At 61.4% G+C, this 22,514-nt stretch carries 19 protein-coding genes and 2 riboswitches; of the genes, 13 read left to right on the top strand and 6 right to left on the bottom strand.

All coding sequences use genetic code 11. The features are described 5' to 3' along the window. From HPQ62_RS10330 to HPQ62_RS10295, 8 genes are all read left to right on the top strand, one after another. Window positions 1–3,110 (top strand): autotransporter domain-containing protein (locus tag HPQ62_RS10330; protein WP_174802472.1); only part of this gene is annotated, 3,110 nt, incomplete at its 5' end. Between the two features lie 161 nt (window positions 3,111–3,271). Beyond that, window positions 3,272–3,673 carry a hypothetical protein gene (locus HPQ62_RS10325; protein WP_174802471.1) on the top strand — a complete coding sequence of 134 codons (402 nt, stop codon included), beginning with the start codon at window positions 3,272–3,274 and terminating at the stop codon, window positions 3,671–3,673. A 264-nt stretch (window positions 3,674–3,937) separates the two neighbouring features. Next, on the top strand, window positions 3,938–4,912 hold the full coding sequence (locus HPQ62_RS10320) for an MraY family glycosyltransferase (RefSeq protein ID WP_342343697.1): 975 nt from the start codon (window positions 3,938–3,940) through the stop codon (window positions 4,910–4,912). Window positions 4,913–4,914: 2 nt separating this feature from the next. Beyond that, window positions 4,915–5,319, top strand: a complete 405-nt coding sequence (locus HPQ62_RS10315) for a hypothetical protein (RefSeq protein ID WP_174802470.1) — start codon at window positions 4,915–4,917, stop codon at window positions 5,317–5,319. Next, window positions 5,316–7,436 (top strand): GumC family protein, encoded by a 2,121-nt coding sequence (locus HPQ62_RS10310; RefSeq protein ID WP_174802469.1) that lies wholly within the window; start codon window positions 5,316–5,318, stop codon window positions 7,434–7,436. The genes HPQ62_RS10315 and HPQ62_RS10310 overlap by 4 nt, the downstream gene beginning before the upstream one ends. Window positions 7,437–7,570: 134 nt before the next feature. After that, complete coding sequence (locus HPQ62_RS10305) at window positions 7,571–8,710, top strand: lytic murein transglycosylase (protein WP_174802468.1); 1,140 nt, start codon at window positions 7,571–7,573, stop codon at window positions 8,708–8,710. Between the two features lie 38 nt (window positions 8,711–8,748). Continuing rightward, window positions 8,749–8,851: riboswitch (TPP riboswitch) on the top strand. Window positions 8,852–8,937: 86 nt separating this feature from the next. Then, the gene (locus HPQ62_RS10300; RefSeq protein WP_174802467.1) at window positions 8,938–10,740 is read left to right on the top strand and encodes a TRAP transporter large permease; all 1,803 of its coding nucleotides are present in this window, start codon (window positions 8,938–8,940) and stop codon (window positions 10,738–10,740) included. A gap of 11 nt (window positions 10,741–10,751) precedes the next feature. Further along, on the top strand, window positions 10,752–11,750 hold the full coding sequence (locus HPQ62_RS10295; protein WP_174802466.1) for a TRAP transporter substrate-binding protein: 999 nt from the start codon (window positions 10,752–10,754) through the stop codon (window positions 11,748–11,750). Window positions 11,751–11,882: 132 nt separating this feature from the next. Here the strand turns inward: HPQ62_RS10295 and HPQ62_RS10290 are convergent, their stop codons facing one another. The 5 genes from HPQ62_RS10290 to HPQ62_RS10270 all read right to left on the bottom strand — a co-directional run bounded on the left by HPQ62_RS10290 (window position 11,883) and on the right by HPQ62_RS10270 (window position 17,169). Then, window positions 11,883–13,196, bottom strand: coding sequence for a GGDEF domain-containing protein (locus tag HPQ62_RS10290; RefSeq protein ID WP_174802465.1), 1,314 nt, complete (start codon window positions 13,194–13,196; stop codon window positions 11,883–11,885). A gap of 256 nt (window positions 13,197–13,452) precedes the next feature. Beyond that, window positions 13,453–14,733 (bottom strand): TRAP transporter large permease, encoded by a 1,281-nt coding sequence (locus tag HPQ62_RS10285; RefSeq protein ID WP_174802464.1) that lies wholly within the window; start codon window positions 14,731–14,733, stop codon window positions 13,453–13,455. 4 nt (window positions 14,734–14,737) lie between these two features. Beyond that, the gene (locus HPQ62_RS10280) at window positions 14,738–15,262 is read right to left on the bottom strand and encodes a TRAP transporter small permease (protein WP_174802463.1); all 525 of its coding nucleotides are present in this window, start codon (window positions 15,260–15,262) and stop codon (window positions 14,738–14,740) included. A gap of 173 nt (window positions 15,263–15,435) precedes the next feature. Continuing rightward, window positions 15,436–16,419 carry a C4-dicarboxylate TRAP transporter substrate-binding protein gene (locus HPQ62_RS10275; RefSeq protein ID WP_174802462.1) on the bottom strand — a complete coding sequence of 328 codons (984 nt, stop codon included), beginning with the start codon at window positions 16,417–16,419 and terminating at the stop codon, window positions 15,436–15,438. 54 nt (window positions 16,420–16,473) lie between these two features. Then, window positions 16,474–17,169 (bottom strand): GntR family transcriptional regulator, encoded by a 696-nt coding sequence (locus HPQ62_RS10270; protein WP_244629640.1) that lies wholly within the window; start codon window positions 17,167–17,169, stop codon window positions 16,474–16,476. Between the two features lie 149 nt (window positions 17,170–17,318). Here HPQ62_RS10270 and uxuA point away from each other — a divergent pair, with 149 nt between their 5' ends. Further along, the gene (gene uxuA, locus HPQ62_RS10265; RefSeq protein WP_174802461.1) at window positions 17,319–18,515 is read left to right on the top strand and encodes a mannonate dehydratase; all 1,197 of its coding nucleotides are present in this window, start codon (window positions 17,319–17,321) and stop codon (window positions 18,513–18,515) included. Here the strand turns inward: uxuA and HPQ62_RS10260 are convergent. Next, entirely contained in the window at window positions 18,496–18,978 is a 483-nt protein-coding gene (locus HPQ62_RS10260; RefSeq protein ID WP_174802460.1) for a MarR family winged helix-turn-helix transcriptional regulator, read from the bottom strand. The genes uxuA and HPQ62_RS10260 overlap by 20 nt on opposite strands. Window positions 18,979–19,045: 67 nt before the next feature. Between HPQ62_RS10260 and HPQ62_RS10255 the strand changes: the two genes are divergently transcribed. The 4 genes from HPQ62_RS10255 (at window position 19,046) to ribH (ending at window position 22,441) form a co-directional block, all read left to right on the top strand. Beyond that, entirely contained in the window at window positions 19,046–19,411 is a 366-nt protein-coding gene (locus tag HPQ62_RS10255) for a DUF1428 domain-containing protein (RefSeq protein ID WP_174802459.1), read from the top strand. 95 nt (window positions 19,412–19,506) lie between these two features. Next, window positions 19,507–19,659: riboswitch (FMN riboswitch) on the top strand. Window positions 19,660–19,758: 99 nt separating this feature from the next. Continuing rightward, window positions 19,759–20,763, top strand: a complete 1,005-nt coding sequence (ribD, locus tag HPQ62_RS10250) for a bifunctional diaminohydroxyphosphoribosylaminopyrimidine deaminase/5-amino-6-(5-phosphoribosylamino)uracil reductase RibD (RefSeq protein WP_174802458.1) — start codon at window positions 19,759–19,761, stop codon at window positions 20,761–20,763. A 5-nt stretch (window positions 20,764–20,768) separates the two neighbouring features. After that, window positions 20,769–21,974 carry a 3,4-dihydroxy-2-butanone-4-phosphate synthase gene (gene ribB / locus HPQ62_RS10245; protein WP_244629639.1) on the top strand — a complete coding sequence of 402 codons (1,206 nt, stop codon included), beginning with the start codon at window positions 20,769–20,771 and terminating at the stop codon, window positions 21,972–21,974. Between the two features lie 26 nt (window positions 21,975–22,000). Then, on the top strand, window positions 22,001–22,441 hold the full coding sequence (gene ribH, locus HPQ62_RS10240) for a 6,7-dimethyl-8-ribityllumazine synthase (RefSeq protein WP_174802456.1): 441 nt from the start codon (window positions 22,001–22,003) through the stop codon (window positions 22,439–22,441). Window positions 22,442–22,514: the final 73 nt, after the last annotated feature.

Raw genomic sequence — 22,514 nt, 5'->3', positions numbered from 1 at the left:
GCCCTGCCGCGACCGTGGTCACGATGGATGTGACGCTCGGCGAGGCGTCTGCGGCCACGCAGATGGAAAAGGCCGGCGCCGGTACGCTGATCCTGACCCAGAGCGCCACCTATACCGGCGCCACCACCATCTCGGCTGGCACGCTGCAGCTTGGATATGGCGGTGCGGGTCCGTTCTCGCTGACGACGCCTGTCGCGATAAAGGACAGTGCGACCTTTGCCGTCAATCTCGGCATGCCGTCTGCCACCTTCACGCTCTCCGGCACCAATGTGCTGTCCCGCATTGCGGGAGCGCCCGGTGATCCCCTTGCGAAATTTGACGTGATGGGAGGGACGACCATCCTGGACAACGACAATAGCAGCTTCGATGGCCAGACGATGGTTGAAGCCGGCGCAACTCTGACGGCGACGGCCAATGGCAAGCTTGGAGGCGCGGTCAGCGTTGCGGCGACCGGTCATCTGAAGGGAAGCGTGACCAACGGCGTAACCTTTGATACCGGTGCATCGCTCGCGCTGGAAACCGATGCCTATCTTGATGTCGAGCTGGCAACATCACCGAGCGCCTTTGCCGTTTTCTCCACTGGCGCGCTGACGATCAATCCCGGCGTCCGGTTGAGTGTCGCAATTTCCGGCGGAACGGAGCTCGGCGAGGGAACCTATCCGCTGATTGCCTATAGCGGCGCATTGTCGGGCGACGCGCGTGAAATTTCGGAGCCCGTCATCAATACCGGCGATCTGCCATATCGTATCGACAGCACGGCCAATGCCCAGGGCGATGTGGTTCTGCTCGTCGGCGACGATGCCGATCTCTACTGGAACGGCACGACCATCGGCACGCCTTCCGCAACAGGCGTGGTCGGCGGCGCCGGCACATGGACGGCGTTTGCAGGCGACATCAACTGGACGGATTCGACAGGCCGGTCGGCATATTCTTGGGACAATGGCGCACCGGCCGTGTTTGCCGGTCAAGGTGGCGGTGAGGTGGATGTCGACAGCAGCATGGGAGCCGGTGGGCCGATTACCTTGGGCGGCATGAGCTTCCGGCAGCCCAATTATGTGCTCAAACCTCTGAACGGGACGGACGAACTCGAACTCGATGCAAGCTGGAAGCCTGTCAATCAGGTCGAGATCGAGGTTGACGGCACGGCTGCCTCGACGGAAATCGCGGTCGCGCTGACGGGGGCGGGCGGATTGCTGAAGACCGGCATTGGCGAACTCGTTCTTTCAGGCACGAGCAGTTACACCGGAGGCACGGAGGTGCAGCAGGGCGCCATCACGTCCACGTCGGCCCGCGCGATCCCAGGTGATATCAAGATCGATGCAGGGGGGATCTGGAACTGGAGAGTGGATGGCAGTCAGTCCTTCGCCGGCGTCATCAGCGGCGATGATGCCACCAGTCAGTTTGATATTTTCGATACCTCCATGACCGGCACGCATCAGCTTGAGCTCTCCGGCAACAGCAGCGCTTTCCCGGGATCGGCGGTGTTGAATACCGGGACACTCATGATCAACGGGAGTGCGGCACTGGGCGGCTCTCTGCAAGTGGCCGACAAGGCAAAGATTATCGGCACCGGTACATTTGGCGACGTAACCATGCAGGGTACCTCGACATTTACAGCCGGTGACGGAGCGAGCACCGCGAGCAAAACGAATGTCAATTCGCTTACAACGACATCAAGAACTGCTTCTTTTGAGGTTGTCGTCGACTACAGCAATACAGCGTCTAGCTCGATAGTTTCTCTTGGTGATATAACAATAAATGGTGGAAGGGTTAAGCCAACGAAGATTGGGTCTTATCAGACAACGCTTATTCCTATCATGGAATCGACGTCGGGAACGGTTGTTTATAATGTTCCTTTGACTGTTCCAGCAGGTGGCGGACTTGTGTCGCAAAATATACTTGTCAGTGGGAATACTATATATCTGAGCGTTAGAGTAACTCTCTTGGAAGATGTGTCATGCGGCGATCTTGGTCTCATGGCGGTGCAATGCTCGACATTCGAAGGCATCAAGACGCTTCCGGACAGCTCTCCGGTGTTCGAGGCCGTACAGTTCAATGAAGAGGATGACCTGGAAGATGGTCTCTCCTCGCTCTCGGGCGATGCCTATGCGTCGATGAGCGGGGCGATGGTGGCGAACAGCCATTATCTGCGGGATGCGACGGGCCGGCATGTGCGCGGCGCGCTCGGCGGTATCGCGGGCGGGGAGACGATTTCCGCGGTCAGCAATTATGCCGCCGAAACCCCGGTGCTGACGCCCTTCGGCGCCTTCGTCGAGGAAAACAGCGGCATCGGGGTCTGGGCGACGGGCTATGGCTCCTGGTCGCGCATCAAGGGCGAGGGCGGGACCGCGACGATCACGGATTCTGCCGGCGGCTTCTATCTCGGCGCCGATTTTGCGGCCTTCGACACGATGCGCTTCGGCGCGGTGGTCGGCTACGGCCAGTCCAGCTACGAGGTCGATGCCCGCAATGTCACCGGCCGGAGCGATGATTTCACGCTCGGCGTCTACGGCGGCGGCCAGTGGGGCGGGTTCGGTTCCGATTTCGGCATGGCCTATACCTGGCACGATGTGACGGCGGACCGCGAGATCGACTTCTCGACGCTGTCGGAACGCGAGCGCGGGACCTATGATGCCGGCACGTTCCAGGTCTATGGCGATCTCGGCTATACCTTCGCGATCACCGACAGCTTCCAGATCGAGCCCTATGTGGATGCGTCCTACATTCATCAGCAATCGGGAAGCTTCACCGAGGCGGGCGGCGTTGCGGCGCTGTTCCATCCGGAAAGCGAGATGGATACGTGGTTCACGACGGTGGGCGTGCGCAGTGCGTGGGAGTTCAGGCTTGGCGAATACCAGAGCCGGCTGACGGCTGCGGCCGGCTGGCGGGCGGGCTTCGGCGATCTGAACCCGGCCGAACAGGTGGCGTTCGACGGCGGCGACGTCTTCGGCATCACCGGCGCGCCGCTTGCCAAGAACCAGGGCATCGTGTCGGTCGGCTTCGAGACCCAGTTCACCGACAAGGTCTCGGTCGGCCTCAACTATACCGGCCAGTTCGGCGGCGGCAATGAAAGCCAGAACGTCTCCGCCCGCCTCAACATCCGCTTCTGAGGAGCGACGAAGGCCCGGCCTGAGGCCGGGACTTGGGGGCAGTAGATACAAGGAGAGCCCGGCCTGATGCCGGGCTCTCATTTTTGACAGTCCTGTCCTCAAACCGTGCTGCCTGGATGCCTGGATCAAGTCCGGGCATGACCCCTGTGGGTGAGGTTGGCGTGAGCGACAATCTCACAAGCTGTGGCTTTCTCGGAAGCGATGGCAATCTCAGAAGCGGTGGCTTTGTCTGCGGTGTCGACGCCCGCATTGTTGCGCGTCTTTCGGGCGAGGTCTCCAGCCAAGGCGGAGGCATGGTGTTCGGCGCGCCCGTGTTGGATGGAAATTGCGTCGAGAGCCTGCGGATGCGAGGATTTGCGACGCAGGCGATCTCTCGATCTTATGTGCTGGATGGCTTTCATGAGGATCGCATGGTGCGCTATCAGGGATCCGGCAGCAGAGGGGCGCCAAGCGATTTCCGTCGTGCATTTAGGTTATCGGGTAAGGTTGACCCCTGCGCGGAATATGGTACCCTATGGTGCAGGGTTAATTTAAAGTTTATTTTATCTGTTTTTCAACTATAAGATGTATTTTTCTCTGCTTATCCTGCGATCTTTTTTTGTCCTGCCAATATAGATGCGCCTATATTGGTTTTGTTTTTTTGAGGGGCGCCGCCTTTCATGTTACAGTCATTTTCTCAAGCCATGATCGCGGCTTTCGTGCTTTCAGGTGCCTTGTGCTTGTTGATCGTTTCAACGCGAAGGTTTCATCTGAAGCTGTCTGATCGCCGCGCGGATACGCTGGCAGTCCAGAGCGCGCATCGCGTTCCGACGCCAAGGATCGGCGGTGTGGCCATATTCTTCGCATTGGTTTTGCTCGGCCCGCTGGTGATTGACAACGAGGGCAGGCATCTCTGGTATTTAATCCCTTCCGTGGCGCCCGTGTTTGCGGCCGGACTGGCCGAAGATCTCGGCTACAACGTGTCGCCGCGCAATCGGCTGATTGCGGCCGGCATATCGTCACTGGTCGCGATCATGCTGTTTGGCATGTGGATTCCGCGTGCTGACATACCGCTGTTGAGCCTGTTCTTCGCATTTGCGCCTTTGGCCATAGCTGTCACGGTTCTAGGCGGCGCCGGAATATGCAATGCCTTCAATCTGGTTGACGGCGTCAACGGGCTTTCAGGTTCCATTGCTGTGGTGGCAGCGGGCGCTCTTGCTGCGATTGCAGCCCAGAACGGCCTGCACAATGTCGTTGCCTGGTGCGCTGTCATGATCGGCGCTCTGCTCGGCTTCCTGATCTTCAACTTTCCTTTCGGCAAGATATTCATGGGAGACGCCGGCGCCTACAGTGTCGGCCATGTGCTCGCCTGGATTGCTTTCCTGCTTCTGAATTATATTCCGACGCTCACGCCGTGGGCGTTGGTGCTCATCTTCTTCTGGCCGATCGCGGACACGATGCTTGCAATCTTCCGGCGCCGCCTTGCCGGGCGACCTGCCGACCAGCCCGACCGGCTGCATTTTCACCAGCTGGTCATGCGCGCGCTCGAGATCGCTGTCCTCGGGCGCAATTCCCGCCATATCAGCAATCCGCTGACGACTGTGATCCTGGCGCCGATGTTCATCGCCCCCGCAATCGCGGGTGTCATGTTCTGGAACAATCCGGCGGGTGCAGGTCTGTCGCTGGTATTCTTCTCCGCCGTGTTCGTCGCGGCCTACAGGTTCGGCGCCTCGGTGGTCGGCTATTTGCGCCAGCCCGTCGGGAGAAGAACGGGCCAGGGATGGGGTTCAACGCGCAAAAGACTGTCGCAGAGGAAGCATTGATCTTGCGCGCTGAAGAAAGGGCAGCGGACGGTTCGGGAAGACCTGCCCTTTCTGGACGGATCCAGATCGTGGCGTGTAAACCGCGCCGGCCGTTCCGGTTCGTCACCGTGCATCCACTGCGCCGCCTCGTTTTATCGGCATTCGAAGGGCGATCTTCAACGCCTTTTAGCCTTGTCCGCAATCTTCTGCGGCCGGAGGCGTCTTTCCTCAGGGTATTCCGGGGCCGGTTTTCAAAGCAGGATCTGGCCTTGCGCGGACAAGGTCGCATGCGCGCCGGACGCTTGACGCGGTGGCAGGCGTCGTCTATCGCCGAGAGGGCGCGAGAAACGCAATCCTTGATCAAACGACCTGTCGCCAGCCTGAAAGTGCTGAATTTCAATGACTTTTGTGGTCCGGATATACGATGAACATGCAAAATCTCAGTGGTAAGGTCGACGGCGAGGAAATTGACCTTCAGAAGATCTTTTTCATTTTCTGGCGACGCAAGTTTCTCATTGCCCTGACTTCAATCCTCTTTCTTGTCGCGGGAGGATATTATGCCTACAGGGTGGCGGTCCCCATCTATCGCGCCTCTTCCGTGACCATGATGAATGCGCAGACCGAGCAGGTCATTGATCTGCCCAGCATTCTCGGTCAGATCGGTACAGATGACACGGCCTTGCAGACCGAGATCGAGGTTATCCGCTCGCGGATCCTCATCGGCAAGGTTGTCGACAGACTCAAGCTGATGGATGACCCGGAATTCAACCCGACCCTCACGCCGCCTTCGGCGATGAGCCGGATCAAGAGCTACATCAAGAGCGCCGTGCCCGGCTTCGAGCCCGAGGAAAAGGCGGCCATCGCGCCTGATAAACTCAAGGATGTGGTTGTTTCCCGGCTTCTCCAAAGCTTCAGTGCGAACGTGGTTCCCAAGACCCTGACTTTCAGGATCACCGTCTCTTCAGAGGATCCAGCCAAGGCCGCGCTGATTGCCGACACCATTGCGGATCAGTACGTGCAGCGGCAGCTCGACCTGAAGCGCGGCGCGACGGTTGACGCTATCGACTGGCTGAGTGATCGCGTGGCGGAGCTGAAGATCAATCTTCAGAAAAGCGAAAACGCGGTCAAGCAATTCCGAACCGACACGCCGCTTACCAATCCGGAGGTTCTGGGCGGGCTCGAACGACAGCTGAAATCGATCCGCGACCGCGTCAACGAGACCGAGCGCAAGATCACGTCGACAGACGAGGTGCTCTCCGCGCTGGACGCGGCTTCCGGCTATGCGGCAAAGGCAAGCCTGCTGGGCGATCCGACACTGATCCGTCTCGCGACCACCGCCGACACCAATGCCGCCGACGCACGCCGTTTCAGAAACAGGCTGGAGGAACTCGTCGACGACCGCCGGCAGGATGCCGCGCAGGCGAGGGTTCAGCTTGCAACCTTGCAGTCAGCCGAGGAAAGCCTGGAGACCAAAGTCCAGACGGAGAGCTCCTCCTATCTTGAACTCGAGCAGCTCACCCGCGAGGCGGAAGCCAACCGTACGCTCTACGAATACTTCCTGACACGGCTCAAGGAGACGTCTGCGCAGCAGGGTGTACAGCAATCCGATAGCATCATTCTCTCCTATGCCGTCGTGCCGGACGCCCCGAGCGAGCCGCATACCAAGCAGATTTTGTTGTTCTCCGGACTGCTCGGCTTCCTTTTTGGATGCGGGTTGAGCCTGTTGCTTGAAATGCGCAGCAAGACGTTCCGCTCCACGCAGGAACTTGAGGAATTGAGCGGTATCAGCGTCGTGGGCGCGCTGCCGCTGGTGCCTTCCAAGCATCGCGCAGAGCTTGTCGACTATCTCAGGACGCACCCCACCTCTCCGCTGTCGGAGGCGATCCGCAACCTCAGGACCTCGGTGGTTCTGTCCGATCTCGAAAGCCCGCCTCAGGTCGTGCTAATGACCTCGTCGATCCCGGGAGAAGGCAAGACCACCTGCAGCGTAGGCCTGGCACTGAACTTTGTCGGCATGGGCAAGAAGGTGCTCCTGATCGAGGGCGACCTCAGAAGGTTGACATTCGGCAACTACTTCGAGCGGCCTGTTCACGGCAAGGGGCTGATCAGCCTGCTTGCCGGAGAGAGAACGCTGGAAGAAACCGTGGTGAGCGATGGCAACTCCGGTCTCGATGTGATCTTCGGCGAGCGGTCTGCGAGAAACGCGGCCGATGTGCTCTCGTCGCGGCAGATGAAGGACCTGCTCTCTTATGCGAGAACGCAGTACGACTTCATCATCATTGATGCTCCGCCGGTGCTGATCGTCCCGGATGCGCGCGTGCTCAGCCAGTTCGTTGATGGCATTCTGTTCGTCGTCAAATGGGATTCGACCCACCAGCAGCAGGTTGAAGAGGCGCTCCGCCTGTTCGACAAGGACAAGATCGAAGGCCTTGTCCTCAACCAGATCGATCCAAACGGATTCAAGCGTTACGGTTACAGCTATGGCGCCGGCTATGGCTATGCTGCCCACTACGGGGACAAGTATTACGACCAGTCGGGTGATTAGGCGCTAAGCGGCTTCGGCCCCGTAAACCATTCATTTACCGTAAACGCCGGTGCTGGAATGCATTCTTCCGGCGGCCTTTCCGGCGCCATACCCTTCGGATAGAATCGCCCGTGAACGAAAACGGGGTTTACGGAATGGATCTGACGCGACGCACGTTTTCTCTTGCAGCGGTTGCCGCATTGCTGTCGGCCTGCGCCGGAAGTGACGCCAGCGATATTCTGCCCGCTCCTGAACCGGCCATGCGGACCGTTCCCAATGCCGCCTATGATGCGTGGGTGGCCGGCTTCAGGTCCCGCGCGGCCTCCCGGGGCATTTCGGAAAATACGCTTGCTGCAGCCTTTGCACGGTCGGGCTACACGCCGGGCGTGATCGAGCAGGACCGCAATCAGACCGAGTTCAACCGGACGCTCGAAGACTATCTCGGGATTGCCGGTTCGGATGAGCGCGTCGCCAAGGGCCGCGCCAATTATGCGCGCTACAGCAATCTCCTGCAGCAGATCGAGGCAACCTACGGGGTTGATGCCAATGTCGTCGTTGCCATCTGGGGGCTTGAGAGCAAATATGGCGAACGGCGCGGCAATGTTCCCGTGGTTTCGTCGCTGTCGACGCTCGCCTTCGACGGCAGGCGCGGCGCGTTCTTCGAAAGCCAATTGATCGGCGCGATGAAGATCATCCAGAACGGCGATATCAGCCCGGAGCGCATGACGGGAAGCTGGGCGGGCGCCATGGGCCATACCCAGTTCATTCCGACATCCTATCTCGGCTATGCCGTCGATTTCAACGGAGACGGCCGGCGCGACATCTGGAGCGATGATCCGACCGATGCGCTGGCAAGCACCGCGAACTATCTGGCGCGCGCGGGATGGCGAAGGGGCGAGCCCTGGGGCGGTGAGGAGGGCTCTCCGGGCGCCGTGGCAGGCGGAACGCGGATCCAGCCGCAGGCAGGCGGTCCGGTCTTTCTGGTAGGGCACAATTTCAATGTCATCAAGCGCTACAACAATTCCACCAATTATGCCCTGGGCGTTTCCTATCTTGCCGATCGTATCGCTGGCGCAGGCCCGCTGAAGGCGCGGTTCCCGGACGACGGCTACGGCTTCAACGCCGACCAGCGCAAGGAGTTGCAGGCGCGTCTGAATGCCGCCGGCTTCGATGCCGGTACGCCCGATGGCGTCTTTGGAAACCAGACGCGCGCGGCAATCACGGCCTATCAGAGCCAGTACGGTCTGCCGGTCACCGGTGAGCCATCCATGGCGCTGCTTCAGGCGCTGCGATAAGGCGCCATTGACAGCGGCGGAAAAGCCCGACACAAAACAGCTATTCCGAGGGGTGCATCCTGCGATGCTGAGACGGCGGTGAGCCGGACCCTTGAACCTGATCCGGCTCGCACCGGCGTAGGAACGGAAATGTTTGCCACCTTTCTTTTCTTCGCCATTTCCGGGTCTGCGTGACGGCCGCAACCTGGAGATGGGGCGATGCAGTTTTTCCCTTACGAATGCCGGACATGACCGCAGTCCGGGCGCGACAGGCGGCAAGGGCCCTCGTCTGCAGGATGGAGACGGCCTTCGCGTCCCTCGCTGCAATCATTCTGGCGGTGATGCTTGCAGCGGTCACCATCGGGGTGGTGCTGCGCTACGGCTTTCAAACCGGCGTCGTCGGCATGGAAGATCTTGGCATCTGGCTCAACATCGCTCTGATTTCGGCGGGCCTGCCGCTGACATTCACCGGAACGCTGTCTATGCGGCTCGATCTCCTGACCGGCCGATTAAAAGGGTGGCAGGTGCGCACTTCCGCGCTTGCAGCCGACATGGTGAGCCTTCTTGCCGGTCTGGTTCTGTTTATCGGCGGCATCAGGGCAGCCGGGATGGTGGGCGGCGTTTCGCAGACGCTTGGACTGCCGGAGTGGGTGCGGTTCGCGCTGCCGGCTCTTGGCGGGGCAGGGCTCGTGATTGTCCTGATCGTGGCACGCTTCAGCGAGGGTCGTCTGCCCGATGCGCTCCTTTCGCTTGCGCTTGCCTGTGGTCTTTACTGGGCGGCCGGGCGGTTTGCCGTGGACACGGGTTTTCCCCCAAGCCTCCCGCTTGCGCTTGTCATCGCATTTGGCCTCATCACCGGCGCGCCGCTTGCGCATGCGTTCCTTGCCGCCTCCTGCATCGCGATCCCCTTCGGCGCGGTGCAGACCGAGCAGGCGATCATCGCCAATGCGGTTGCCGGCATGTCCAGGTTCCTGCTCCTGGCAATCCCGTTCTTCTTGCTGGCCGGCGCGTGCCTCGCCCTGTCTGGCGCGGCTACCAAGCTGGTGCGCTTCGCCGCAGCCCTTGTCGGCCATCTGCGGGGCGGATTGGCGCAGACGACCCTTTTGACGAGTGTGCTGTTTTCCGGTGCTTCCGGGTCTTCGGTCGCCAATGCCGCCTTCGCCGCCTCGACCTTTCATCCCGAGCTGGTGAAAAACGGCTATCCACCGGCGCGCGCGGGCGCGATCGTCGCTGCCTCCTCCTTACTGGACAATATCATTCCGCCATCGATCGCCTTTCTCATCCTGGCAACGGCCGCAGATCTTTCGGTCGGAGCCCTGCTGATGGGCGGGCTTTTTGCCGGCCTGGTGATTGCGGCCTTTCTGGCAACCGCAATCTGGTGGGTTTGCGGAAAGGAGAGCAGGGGCATTGCCGCTACCGGCGCTGAGCGCCGGAGCGCGGGTCTTGCCGCGCTTCCGGCCTTCGGGCTCGGCCTGATCGTGGTTTTCGGCATCCGGTTCGGGATTGTGACTGCAACGGAGGCGGCCGCCATGGCGGCGCTCTATGCATTGTTTCTCACCTTTCTTGCACGGCGTCCGCTTGGCGCATCCATCAAGGCGTTCCGGCAGTCGGCTTCCGAAGCGGCCGCGATCGGCCTCCTCATCGGCGCGGCAGCGCCCATCGCCTTCACGCTGGCGATCGATGATATCGCAGGCCTTCTTTCCCAGGCGACCCGCATGCTGGGCGGCAGTGCAATCGCCGTGCTCCTGATCGCCAATCTCATCCTGCTTGCGGCAGGGCTGGTGCTTGATATCGGCGCCGCGATCCTGCTTCTTGGCCCGATCCTGCTGCCGGTTGCGGTTGCCGCCGGTATCGACCCCACGCGCTTCGGCGTCATCCTGGTCGTCAATCTCATGATCGGGGGACTGACGCCGCCGGTCGGCATGCTGGTATTCGTGGTCTCCGGCGTTACGGGCGTTTCCGCCTCAAGCCTGTTCTGGGCCATGCGGCCGTTTCTGATCGCGCTTCTCGCAGCCCTCGGCCTTCTCTGCCTTTTTGCAATTCTTCTCTGAAAGGACCGTCCATGCCTTGCATCACCCGCCGCGACCTCGTCAAATCCGCAGTGCTCGGCGCTGCCGCTCTTGCCAGTCCTTACCTGATGAAAAACGCTGCCGCAGCAATGCGCACCGTCGTCGTCGCCTCGCTTCTGGGCGAAGACAAGCCGGAAACACTGGTCTGGCGCTATGTTGCCGAAGAGATGGAAGCGCGGCTTCCCGGCCGCCTGAACTTCCGCGTGGTCGCCAATGGTGCTCTTGGTGGCGAGAAGCAGGTGGCGGAGAACATCCGCCTAGGCTCGGTCCAGGCGAGCCTCTCCACGTCCTCCACGCTCTCTGGCTGGGTGCCTGAGCTGCAATTGCTGGACCTGCCTTTCCTCTTCCGCGATGCCGCGCATCTTGAAACGGTGGTCAACGGCTCCGTCGGGCGGAGCCTTGCCGCGCAGCTTGCCAAAAAGGGCTTCGTGGCCTGCGGGTTCATTGACTATGGCGCGCGCAACCTGCTTGCCAAGACACCGGTAACCCGCCCAGTAGAGATGGAAGGGAAGGTCATCCGGGTGATCAATACGCCGCTCCACACGCGGCTCTGGAGCGCCTATGGTGCGACGCCGGTCGGCATTCCCATAACCGAAACCTACAATGCGCTCGCAACCGGGGTTGCCGATTGCATGGATCTCACCAAATCGGCTTATGCCGGCTTCAGGCTTTACGAGGTCGTGCCGTTCATGACGCTGACGGGGCATATCCGTGCCTCCGGCGTGATCTATTTTTCCTCAGGCTTCTGGAACGGCCTCGATCCGGAGACCCAAACCGTGCTCGGTGCGGTCTGCGCGGACGCCGCACGCCATTTCAATCGCCTGATAGAGGAGGACGAGGAGAGATCCATGGCCCTGGCGCGCGAGAATGGCGCCACCTTCCTCCCGCCGGAGGAGATGGAGGCATGGCGGGCCGGCGCGCGCGGGGTCTGGTCCGATTTCGCGCCCATCGTTGGCGGCATGGAGCTGATCGAGACGGTGCAGGCAAGTTGATCGCCAGGACTGAGCGCAAGCGGACGACGCTTGAGCGGCGACGAGGGACACGGGCTCCCCCGCCCGCGTCTGTTCTCCGGTGATCGCCGAGGGCACCGAGACGATCCGTCTTCCGGTTGCGGGGACGCAGGCTCAGAAAGAGTTGGTGATCTTTACCTGATTGCGCCCCTCCTGCTTGGCGGAATAAAGCGCGCGGTCGGCGAGTTCTATCACATCCGGGTGGGCTGCCTTCGGGTTGAAGACCGAAAGCCCGATGCTGACGGTCAGCGTCTGCTTCTGGCCGTCGGGAAGGATGAGGGTGCGTGCTGCAACCGCCTCGCACACCCGCTCGGCAATGTTTGCTGCCTCATAGGCTCTCAGCCCCGGCAGGATCATCGCGAACTCTTCGCCGCCGAAGCGGTAGGCCCTGTCATTCTCGCGGGCGGAGCCTGCGATGGTTTCGGCAACCTGCCGCAGCGCATCGTCTCCGGCAAGGTGTCCGAAGGTGTCGTTGAAACGCTTGAAGTGGTCGACGTCGATCATCAAGAGCGCGAAGGGTTCGCTGGTCTCGTGTGACAGCGCGATCTGCTCGTCGAGCGCCCTGTCGAATTCGCGGCGGTTGTTCAGCCCAGTCAGGCCATCGGCGCGGGCAGCGGCGGCAAGCGCATTTTCCTGCTGATTGATCTGGCCGAGCATCGTGTTGAAGGCATTTGCCACCGATGCAAGCTCGGGCGGCACCTGAACATCGATCTGGCGGTTGCGCGTGCCCGCGGCAATCAGGAGCGCGCCTTCGACAAGCTTGTCGGTGCTGCTGATCAGGGCCTGATCGATGATGAACACGCCGAGGCCTGCAAAGACCAGTGCCAGCACGCCTGCGATTGCAGCGAAGCGGTCGAGACGTTCCATCGTCTCCAGCGCCTTCATATGGCTTTCCTCGTTCAGGATCCGCATGCTCTCTGCGATGCTCTCAACCCGCTTGCCGGTTTCGGCGATCACGCTTTCAAAGCGCATCAGCGTCGGGTTGGGAGGGCCGGAACCTTTCGTCACGTTCGACGCCGCATCGAGTAGCGTCGACCATTGCTGCTGGACGCCTTCCAGGACCGGAGCAAAGCTCGGATACTCATCCACCGTCAGTTCGAGATCGCGCAGATGGATGGCAATGTCGCGCTCGGCCTCCTCGAAGCGGTCGCGGTATTGCTCGTCGCCGGTTTCCGCGAAATCATTCACCTCGGCAGCGATGTCCCAGAGGCTGCCCTGGATCCGCTCCAGCGAGACCAGAACCTTGTGTTGCGTGTGGAGAACATTCTGAAACGGCTCATGCAGCTGCTGGCGATAATCGGTGTACCAGAAGAGCGAAAGGACGGCGACCGGCAGCAGCGCCATCATGAAGCCGATGATCAGCCAGACACGCAGCGACAATCCGCGAAACCAACGGCGAACGAGGCCGAACTCTTTCGTCTGACCCATCCGACAGAACCCTTTTTTGACCGGTTTTTCTTTTGGCCGGGCATGCCCGAGTGGCGTCGCCTGACGCTCGCAATAAAGCGGGGAGGGACCCTTTGATCCACTACCTTGCGGTTGTCCTTTGTCGAAAGGACACTTTTTCCCCGGTCAGCGCTTCTGTCATGGTTTTTTGGAAGGCGGCATTGTCCCGCAGGCGCTCTTGCCCGCAGGACAATGACAGAAGGTCAGGCTGCCCGAGTGGCGGCAGCAGGCGGGGGCGTTACCCGTACATCATGTTCGGCAGGAACAGCACGATACCCGGCACGAACAGGAGCAGCGCGACCAGCGCCATGATTGCGACGATGAACGGCCAGGATTCCTTGACGTATTCCTCGATCTTGGTGTCGAGCAGGCTGCAGACGGTGAACATCGCCACGCCCACGGGTGGCGTCATGCCGCCGAAGGTGACGATGGTCATCATCAGGATGCCGAAATGCACGGGGTCCACGCCGGCCTTGACGACGACGGGCACCAGGATCGGCGTCAGCAGCAGAACCAGGATCGTGCTTTCGAAGAACAGGCCCGCGATGAACAGACCGATGAGGATGACCGTCACGATCAGGATCGGATTGGCGAGACTGTCCAGCATGAAGCCGGCAACGCTCTGCGGCACCTGCAGGAAGATGATTGCAAAGCCGATCATGCCCGACATCAGGATGATCAGCATGATCAGGCCAATGTCGGAAAGGGCATGGGCAAAGGCGCGCTTGATCATCTCGAAGGTCATCACGCGATGCGCGAAGACGCCGACCAGAATGGCGTAGACGACTGCAAAGGCGCCGACTTCCGATGGCGTGAACAGGCCGCCGCGGATCGAGCCGATCAGCAGGACCGGAAACAGCAGCGCCCATTTGGCGCCCCAGGCCGCGCGGCCGAGTTCACCGGGCGTCGGCTTTCTCATGTCGGACATCACATATTTGCGCTTGCGGGCAACCAGCCATGTGGCGACCATCAGGAACGCCATCATCAAGACGCCGGGAACGATGCCTGCCATGAACAGCCTGCCGATCGAAACCTGTCCGACATAACCATAGAGGATCAGGCCGATCGAGGGCGGAATGGTCGCGGTGATCAGCGAGGACATCGCGATCACGGCCGAGGAGAAGCCCTTGGAGTAGCCGTTGGAGATCATCTGTGGGCCAAGGACGCGCGCTTCCATGGCGGCATCGGCAACCGCCGAGCCGGAGACGCCGCCCATCAGGGTCGAGAGGATGATCGCGACCTGGGCAAGGCCGCCCGACATCCAGCCGACGGCAACCTTGGAGAAGGTGAACAGGCGGTCGGTGATGCCGCTCTCGTTCATCAGGTGGCCGGCGAGCACGAAGAATGGCACGGCGAGCAGCGGGAAGCTCTGCGACACCGTGGCGATCTTCTGGACGCCGATCGATACCGGCATGATGTCTGAGGTCAGAAAGAAGGTGAAGCCTGAAATGCCGATCGCGAAGGCAATCGGAGCACCGACCAGCATCAGGACGAAGAAGACGATACCGATAAGGGCCATGGGATTATTCCTCGCCGCCGGCGGGAACCACCGGTTCATCGAAGGTCTGGGTGCGGGTGAAGACCAGGGTGCCGTTCTTCACGTTGCGCCAGGCCTCAAAGAGATTGCCGAGGATCGACAGCGAAAGCATCACGCAGCCGGCGGGCACAGCAATCGTGACCCAGGCGTAGGAAAGGCCGGAATCGCCGAACTGGCGCTCCTTGTTCAGCATGGTGAGCTTGTAGCCCTCATAGGCCAGCATCATCATGAAGACGAGGAAGATCGCCGCAAGCAGCGTTTCGAGCGCAAGCCTGTAGCGGTGCGGGAAAGGGCGCACCAGGAAATCAACGCCGAGATGGCCGCGTTCGCGCATCGCGCGTGCCGCGCCGATGAAACAGAGCCAGATGAACAGCAATTGCGCCAGATCGACCGACCAGATCAGCGGGTGGCCGAAGAAGCGCATGGTGGCTGCGATGAAAACCAGGAATGTGATGACTGCCAGCAGGATCGCACCTGCCGCGTATTCGATTTTTGCGAGGAAACCGGGCATGACTGCCCCTCCCGATATGGCGAAAGGAGCACTCGCTCCCTTGCATGTGATTGTCCCGGACTTCCAGCGGAAGCCACTCTTTCAAGGCGTCATGGACGCCAGCTTTTCGAAAGCCCGGGCCGCGCGCATCGATGCGGGCGGCCCGGCATTGGCCTTTGCGCGGTCGCCGGCCCTTACTGGGCGGCGATTGCCTGGAGCTTGTCGCGCAGATCGCCGTAGCCGAGGTTGTCGTAGACGACCGCGGTTCTTTCCTTGAACGGCGTCACATCGATTTCCGTGATCGTCACGCCATTGTCGGTCAGCTGCTGGGCAAGGCTCTCAAGCGCGTCCTCGGTGCCGTGGGAGGCGATGTCGCCTGCCTTCAGCGCTTCTTCGTGGAGCACGGTCTGCAGCTCTTCCGGCAGTGAGTCGACCCAGGCTGCAGACGTGATCAGACCCGTGATCAGGTTGATGTGGCCGGTCAGCGTGATGTTGGTGATGACCTCGTCAAGCTTGGCGCCGGCGACGGCCGGAAGCTGGGCTTCTGCGCCATCGATGACGTTGGAGGAAATCGCAGAGTAGACTTCGCCCCAGGGCATCGGGGTCGGGGTTGCGCCCATGGCCTCGATCGTGCCGGTCCAGACCGGAGCGCCGGGGGTGCGCATGCGAACGCCCGAAAGATCGTCGGGACCGTTGATCGGCTGCTTGGTCAGAAGATGACGCTCGCCCTGCCACCAGTTGAAGCTCAGAACATCGAGGCCTGCATCGTCGTGGAGCTTTTCGGCCCACTCGTCGAACATTTCGGACGTGACGACCTTGCGGATGCCGTCATAGCCGCTGGCGAGATAGGGTGCGCCAAGCACGCCGAATTCGTTAACGAACACGGCAAGGCGTCCGCCATCGACGACAACGGCAACCGGTGCGCCGGCGCGGGCCTGCTCAAGAACGTCTTCATCCGGGCCGAGCTGCGAGTTGGGGAACAGGCGCACTTCAAGCGCGCCGTCGGATGCCTTGGCCACGTTGTCGCGGAAAGCCTCGAGACCCTTGTAGAGCGGATCGGTGGTGGCAAGCGCGGTGTTGACGCTCAGCGTGTAGTCCGCGGAAAGCGCCGAGCCTGCCATCAGGCTTGCGGCAATGCCTGCCAGTGCGATGGCCTTGATGTTGGAGATGTAGTTCATGTCGTCCTCCCAGTTTGACGGTGGGGCGGTTGCCCCGGTGGTGAATGTCCGGGTCTAGCGTCCCGGCTCATCAAAGAATTCCGGCTTCTCGTTGAAGATCGCCGGAAGATCACTCAGGATTTCGCGAAGATGCCCGCGGATGGCGGCTTCCGCAGCGGTCTGGTCGCCCGCGCCGATCGCCTCGACGATCGCCTGATGCTGCGCGGTGAGCTTGACCATGGGGAAGCGCAGAAGGCTCAGATAGCGCACGCGGTCCATCTGCACTTTCAGCCCTTCGATCAGCGCCCAGGCGCGGCCCTTGCCGGCTGCGTCCGCAAGCGTCTTGTGAAACAGCTCGTCAAGCTTGATGAACCGGGCGGCGTCCGTGCGGGCTGCCTCGCGCTGTTCTTCAAGCTGATGCTTTAGCTCCTCGACCAGGCCGGCATCGGGTGCGGCGGCGAGAAGCTTGACGATGTCGGCTTCGATCGCCTCGCGCACGAAGCGGGCATCCATCACGGCGGCTTGGGAAATGCGGCGCACGAAGGTGCCGCGCTGCGGGCGCACCTCTACCAGGCCTTCCTCGGAAAGCTTGATGAAGGCTTCGCGCACGGGCTGGCGGCTGACCGCGAAACGGGATGCGAGATCCGATTCCGAAAGCCTGGAGCCTGGCGGCAGATCGTTGTGGAGAATGAGGTCGCGCAAAATGCCATGCAACTGCGCACCAACCGGCGCGCCCGGAGCAATCATGGTTTGAACCGTCTCTGGCAGCATTTCGTTCCTCCCTCTGTGGTTAAGGTGCACCATACTTCCATACTAGTCAACATCCGATTTCGGTGTTAAGTCTGATGGCGGCCGGCGTCGGAGCTTGAATGCTCCGGTTCTGCTGATACTGAAAAGATAAGCTTTATGGGAGAGAGACAATGCGGCAGACCTGGCGCTGGTTCGGGCCTTTGGATCGCGTGTCGGTTGACGACATGCTGCAGGCAGGCGTCGAGGGCGTCGTTACGGCGCTCCATCACGTGCCGACCGGAGACGTCTGGTCGCCTTCGGAGATCGAGAAGCGGCAGGGTGAACTCTCCCGCATGCGCGATGGCGCCCCCTCCGGTCTCAAATGGGAAGTGGTGGAAAGCCTGCCGGTGTCTGAAGACATCAAGAAGCAGAAGGGCGCGTGGCGCCAGCATATCGCAAACTACAAGGTCAGCATGCAGCATCTGGCAGATGCCGGCATTGAAACGATCTGCTACAATTTCATGCCGGTGCTCGACTGGACCCGCACCGATCTCGCCTACCGGCTGAAGACCGGGGCGACCTGCATGCGCTTCGACTATGCCGATTTCGCCGCCTTCGATATCCATATTCTGGAGCGTCCCGGCGCTGCCGAGGATTTTTCCGAGGCGGTGCGCGAGGAAGCGGCACGGCGTTTTGCGGCGATGGATGACGCCCGCCGCGAGGCGCTTGCCGGCAATGTCGTCTACGGCCTGCCGGGCGCTGCCGAAAGCTTCACCCTGGACGATGTCCGCCGTCACCTCGGCGAATATGCATCGATGTCACCCGATGGGCTCCGCGCCAACTTCATCGCCTTCCTGGAAGAGGTGGCGCCCGTGGCCGAAAAGCTCGGCCTTCGGATGTGCTGCCATCCCGACGATCCGCCCTTCGGCCTGCTCGGCCTGCCGCGCGTAATGTCGACGGAGGCCGACTACAGGGCGATGATGGACGCGGTGGATATCCCCGCAAATGGAATCACGCTCTGCTCCGGCTCGCTCGGGGCACGGCCGGACAATGATCTGCCCGGCATGATGGAGCGTCTCGGCGACCGCGTGCATTTCCTGCATCTGCGCAATGTTCACCGCGAGACCGGCGATATCAAGGGCTCGTTCTACGAATCCGAGCATCTCGGCGGCGATACCGACATGGTGGCGCTGATGGCGGCGGCGCTTGCCGAAGAGCGGCGGCGCAAGGCCGCAGGCCGGTCCGACTGGGACATCCCCTTCCGTCCCGATCATGGTCTCGACATTCTCGATGACCAGAACCGCAAGGCACAGCCCGGCTATCCGGCGATCGGACGCCTGAAGGGACTTGCGGAACTGCGCGGCATTCTCAAGGCGCTGGATCGCTGAGGTCTTCGTCAGGATCGGGAAGGGCAAAGGTAAGCGCCAGCAGGTTCTGGCGCAGCCGGTCGATGTCGGTGCCGACCACCGTGTCGAGCCGGTCATGGGTGTCGCGCCAGACCGGCACGGCGCGTTCCAGCAGATCCAGTCCATCATCCGTCAGCTTCAGCCGACGGATCCGCCTGTCCTTGTCGTCCTGAAACGACGCCATCAGTCCGCGCCGCTCCAGCGGCTTGATGCTGGCCGTCAGCGTCGTGCGATCCATGGCAAGCACCTGGGCGACTTCGGCGACGCGCGGCGGCTCCGGCCGGTTCAGCGACATCAGCAGGGAATATTGTCCGTTCGTAAGTCCTAACGGACGCAAGGCCTCATCGAAATGGCGGCCAACCGCGCGCGCGGCGCGCTGCAGGTACAGGCAAAGGCAGCGATCCCGCACTTCGATCGTGGTTGAAAGGGGTAGACTTTCGCGCATATCCGTGCCTTTATGTTGATATCAACGTAAATCTCGGAGTGAGAAAAGTCAAGATATCGGAGGGTTCATGGCTTATGTAGACGGGTTTCTGGCGGCTGTGCCAAAGGAAAACAAGAAGGCCTATGTCGATTTGTCGGCCTGGGCGGCCAAAAAATTCCGTGCATGGGGCGCTCTCGACTATGTCGAGTGCTGGGGCGATGACATTCCGGACGGCGAGGTGACCTCGTTTGCGATGGCCGTGCAGGCAAAGGAGGACGAGGTCGTGGTGTTTTCGTGGATCGTGTGGCCGGACAAGGCAGCCCGCGATGCCGCGCGGGACAACATGATCAACGATCCAGAAATGGGCGAGATGGCGATCCCTTTCGATATGAAACGGCTCATCTATGGCGGCTTTTCGCCGGTGTTCGAAATGAATGCGCGCGCATCCGGTTGACAGTGCGTTCTCGTGCTGGCGCCGCATGAGCGCAAAAACAGGCTTGTTATTTCGATTTTGCACCCATAAATTAGCGTTGCCGGTGGAATGACCGGTGACGTTCTCAGGGCGGGGTGAAATTCCCCACCGGCGGTAATTGCTCTTTTCGAGCATCAGCCCGCGAGCGCCTTTCACAGAAATGCGAAAGGGTCAGCAGATCCGGTGTAACTCCGGAGCCGACGGTATAGTCCGGATGGAAGAGAACAAGGCGGATCGACGCCTGGAATCCCTTTTTGCACAAGGGATCGCCGTGCTGTTGATGCGTTTTATGCCCTGTGGCGTCTTGTTGAGAAAACGAGGCCAAGGGCATGCTTGCAGCTTTCGACATTGCGAATTTGAACGCCGAACGCGTGGCTCTGGAGCGCGCGATAGCCGGTGCGTGGCGTTTTGCAGGCGCAACATCGCCGAATCCGCCCGTCGGTTGCGTCCTGCTGGACGAATCCGGGGCGATCATTGCCGAGGGCTTCCACGAGCGTGCAGGCCTGCCGCATGCCGAGGCGCGGGCAATTGACATCGCGCGAACGCTTGGCATTGCCCACCGCATTCATACCGTCGTGGTCACGCTGGAGCCCTGCAATCACCATGGGCGCACCCCGCCCTGCACCGAGGCGATCCTCTCGACGCCTGCAAAAAGGATCGTGATCGCAGCCCCCGACCCGAACCCGAAGGTGTGCGGCGGCGGTGCGGCGCGGCTCAGGGCCGCTGGTCTCAACGTCGAACTGGCGGCCGAGATCGCGGAGCTTCGAGGGCTCGCCATGGCCGCGCAGCGGCTGATCGCGCCCTTTGCGAAACACGCGCTGACCGGTCGTCCCTTTGTCACCGTCAAGCAGGCGATTGACGAGACAGGCAGCATGGTGCCGCCGCCCGGCCGCAAGACCTTCACCTCGGATGCCTCCCTCAAGCTTGCCCACATGCTTCGCCGGCGCGCGGATGCGGTGCTGACCGGTTCCGGCACGGTGCTTGCCGACAATCCTGAATTCACCGTCCGCCACGTGGCCGACTTTCCCGGCAAGCGCCGCACCCTTGCGTTGCTCGACCGGCGTCTGCGTGTGCCCAAATCCTATGACGAGGCCGCCGGCGCGCGGGGTTTCTCGGTCTTGCGTGCCCGCTCGCTTGATGAGGCGTTGCTGCGCCTTGGCGCCGCCGGCGCGCTGGAAGTGCTGGTGGAGGCGGGCCCGTCTCTCACCACCGCCGTGCTTGAGGCCGGCCTTGCCGATGAGCATGTCCTGATCGCCAAGGGCGATCCGGACCGTGTCGTGATCACCCATGCCAATCCCGAATTCGATGCCGTGACAGTGCCTGGAGAACAATAATGAGAATGGACCGAAAATTTTCAACTGAGGTGGTCGAGCGTGCGCTTGATGCCATGGCCAATGGCGAAATGGTGCTCCTGGTCGATGACGAATCGCGCGAGAACGAGGTCGATGTCGTGATCGCCGCCGAATTCGCCACGGCTTCTGCCATCAATTTCATGGCGAAGCATGCCCGAGGCCTGATCTGCCTGACGCTGACCGGCGCGCAGGTCGACCGGCTCGGCCTGGCGCCGATGGTCCACCGGAACCGCTCCCAGCATACCACGGCGTTTACCGCCTCGATCGAGGCCGCAAGCGGCATTACAACGGGCATTTCCGCGGCGGAAAGGGCACATACTGTCCAGGTCGCAGCGCATCCCCTTGCAAAGCCTGACGATATCGTATCGCCCGGTCACATGTTTCCGCTGCGTGCGGCGGATGGCGGCGTTCTTGTGCGCGACGGTCATACGGAAGGGGCTGTCGATCTCGCCCGCCTTGCAGGGCTCAACCCGGCGGCGGTGATCTGCGAGGTAATGCGCGACGACGGCGAAATGGCGCGGCGCGACGACCTTATGGCCTTCGCGAAGCAGCATGGCATGCCGTATCTGACCATTGCCGAGCTTGCCGAATATCGGCAGCGCACCGAGATACTGGTGGAAGAGATCAGTGCCGCCAGCCTTCCCACACAGGCAGGCGCGTTCAAGGCACATGCCTTCCGCAGCCGGATCGATGGCGTCGAGCATCTGGCGCTGGTCAAGGGCCCGCTTTCCGACAACCCGCTGGTGCGGGTGCATTCGGAGTGCCTGACCGGCGATGTGTTCGGCTCGAAGCGCTGCGATTGCGGCGAGCAACTTGCCGAAAGCATGGCGCTGATCGGTGAAAGGGGCGGCGTCATCGTCTATCTGCGCGGGCAGGAGGGACGCGGCATCGGACTTGCCAACAAGATCCGCGCCTATGCGCTGCAGGAGGATGGTCTTGATACCCACGCGGCCAATCTGGCGCTTGGTCTTCCTGCCGACGGTCGTGAATATTACGCGGCCGCCCATATCCTGAAATCGCTCGGCGTTTCGCGTCTGCAGCTTCTCTCCAACAATCCCGACAAGCCGGAAGCGCTGATGCGCTGCGGTCTGACAGTGGAGAAACGCCTGCCGCTGATTGCCGCCGCAAATCCCCACAACGAAACCTATCTCGCCACCAAGCGCGAGAAATTCGGTCATCTTCTGCCGCTTTGAGCCGGCCCCCAGAAAAGGAAACATGCATGTCCAAACGCATTGCCATCGTCATCTCCCGTTTCAACGAGAAGGTCACCACCGGTCTCCTGAACGGCGCCAAGGCCGAACTTGAAGAGCGCGGTGCGCCCGTTGCCGAGGCCGATATCTTCGATGTGCCGGGCGCATTCGAAATACCGCTGGTCGCGCGCAAGCTTGCCGAGACCGGCAAGTTCGACGGCGTCGTCACCATCGGCGCGGTGATCAAGGGCGAGACGGCCCATTTCGAATATATCTCCGAGGCTACCGCCCACGGACTGATGCAGGTCTCGCTTGAGACCGGGGTGCCGGTGACCTTCGGCATTCTCACCACCTACACCGCCGCCCAGGCCTTCGCCCGCTCGGCCGATGACAGCCACAACAAGGGCCGCGAATCGGCCGCCGCCTGCATCGAGGCGCTGGAAGCGCTGGAAAAGGTTGCCGCCGCCTGAGCTTCGCGGATTCCGCTTGTCAAAGCGGCCTTCTCCCGTCATCCCTGCTTTCGATAATATCGGGAATGGAGGG

Source organism: Martelella limonii (assembly GCF_013344475.1).
Lineage (GTDB): Bacteria > Pseudomonadota > Alphaproteobacteria > Rhizobiales > Rhizobiaceae > Martelella > Martelella limonii.
Note: the sequence above shows the minus strand (reverse complement) of the source record. Positions and strands in the feature narration are given on the sequence as shown.

Excerpts from the sequence above, each read along its gene's own strand:
- HPQ62_RS10280 (WP_174802463.1), bottom strand. The coding sequence starts at position 15,262 with ATGCCCGGTTTCCTCGCAAAAATCGAATACGCGGCAGGTGCGATCCTG.
- HPQ62_RS10275 (WP_174802462.1), bottom strand. The coding sequence starts at position 16,419 with ATGAACTACATCTCCAACATCAAGGCCATCGCACTGGCAGGCATTGCC.
- HPQ62_RS10295 (WP_174802466.1), top strand. The coding sequence starts at position 10,752 with ATGCCTTGCATCACCCGCCGCGACCTCGTCAAATCCGCAGTGCTCGGC.
- HPQ62_RS10290 (WP_174802465.1), bottom strand. The coding sequence starts at position 13,196 with ATGGGTCAGACGAAAGAGTTCGGCCTCGTTCGCCGTTGGTTTCGCGGA.
- HPQ62_RS10305 (WP_174802468.1), top strand. The coding sequence starts at position 7,571 with ATGGATCTGACGCGACGCACGTTTTCTCTTGCAGCGGTTGCCGCATTG.
- HPQ62_RS10310 (WP_174802469.1), top strand. The coding sequence starts at position 5,316 with ATGAACATGCAAAATCTCAGTGGTAAGGTCGACGGCGAGGAAATTGAC.
- HPQ62_RS10300 (WP_174802467.1), top strand. The coding sequence starts at position 8,938 with ATGACCGCAGTCCGGGCGCGACAGGCGGCAAGGGCCCTCGTCTGCAGG.
- ribH (WP_174802456.1), top strand. The coding sequence starts at position 22,001 with ATGTCCAAACGCATTGCCATCGTCATCTCCCGTTTCAACGAGAAGGTC.
- HPQ62_RS10260 (WP_174802460.1), bottom strand. The coding sequence starts at position 18,978 with ATGCGCGAAAGTCTACCCCTTTCAACCACGATCGAAGTGCGGGATCGC.
- HPQ62_RS10285 (WP_174802464.1), bottom strand. The coding sequence starts at position 14,733 with ATGGCCCTTATCGGTATCGTCTTCTTCGTCCTGATGCTGGTCGGTGCT.
- HPQ62_RS10255 (WP_174802459.1), top strand. The coding sequence starts at position 19,046 with ATGGCTTATGTAGACGGGTTTCTGGCGGCTGTGCCAAAGGAAAACAAG.
- ribD (WP_174802458.1), top strand. The coding sequence starts at position 19,759 with ATGCTTGCAGCTTTCGACATTGCGAATTTGAACGCCGAACGCGTGGCT.
- uxuA (WP_174802461.1), top strand. The coding sequence starts at position 17,319 with ATGCGGCAGACCTGGCGCTGGTTCGGGCCTTTGGATCGCGTGTCGGTT.
- ribB (WP_244629639.1), top strand. The coding sequence starts at position 20,769 with ATGGACCGAAAATTTTCAACTGAGGTGGTCGAGCGTGCGCTTGATGCC.
- HPQ62_RS10270 (WP_244629640.1), bottom strand. The coding sequence starts at position 17,169 with ATGCTGCCAGAGACGGTTCAAACCATGATTGCTCCGGGCGCGCCGGTT.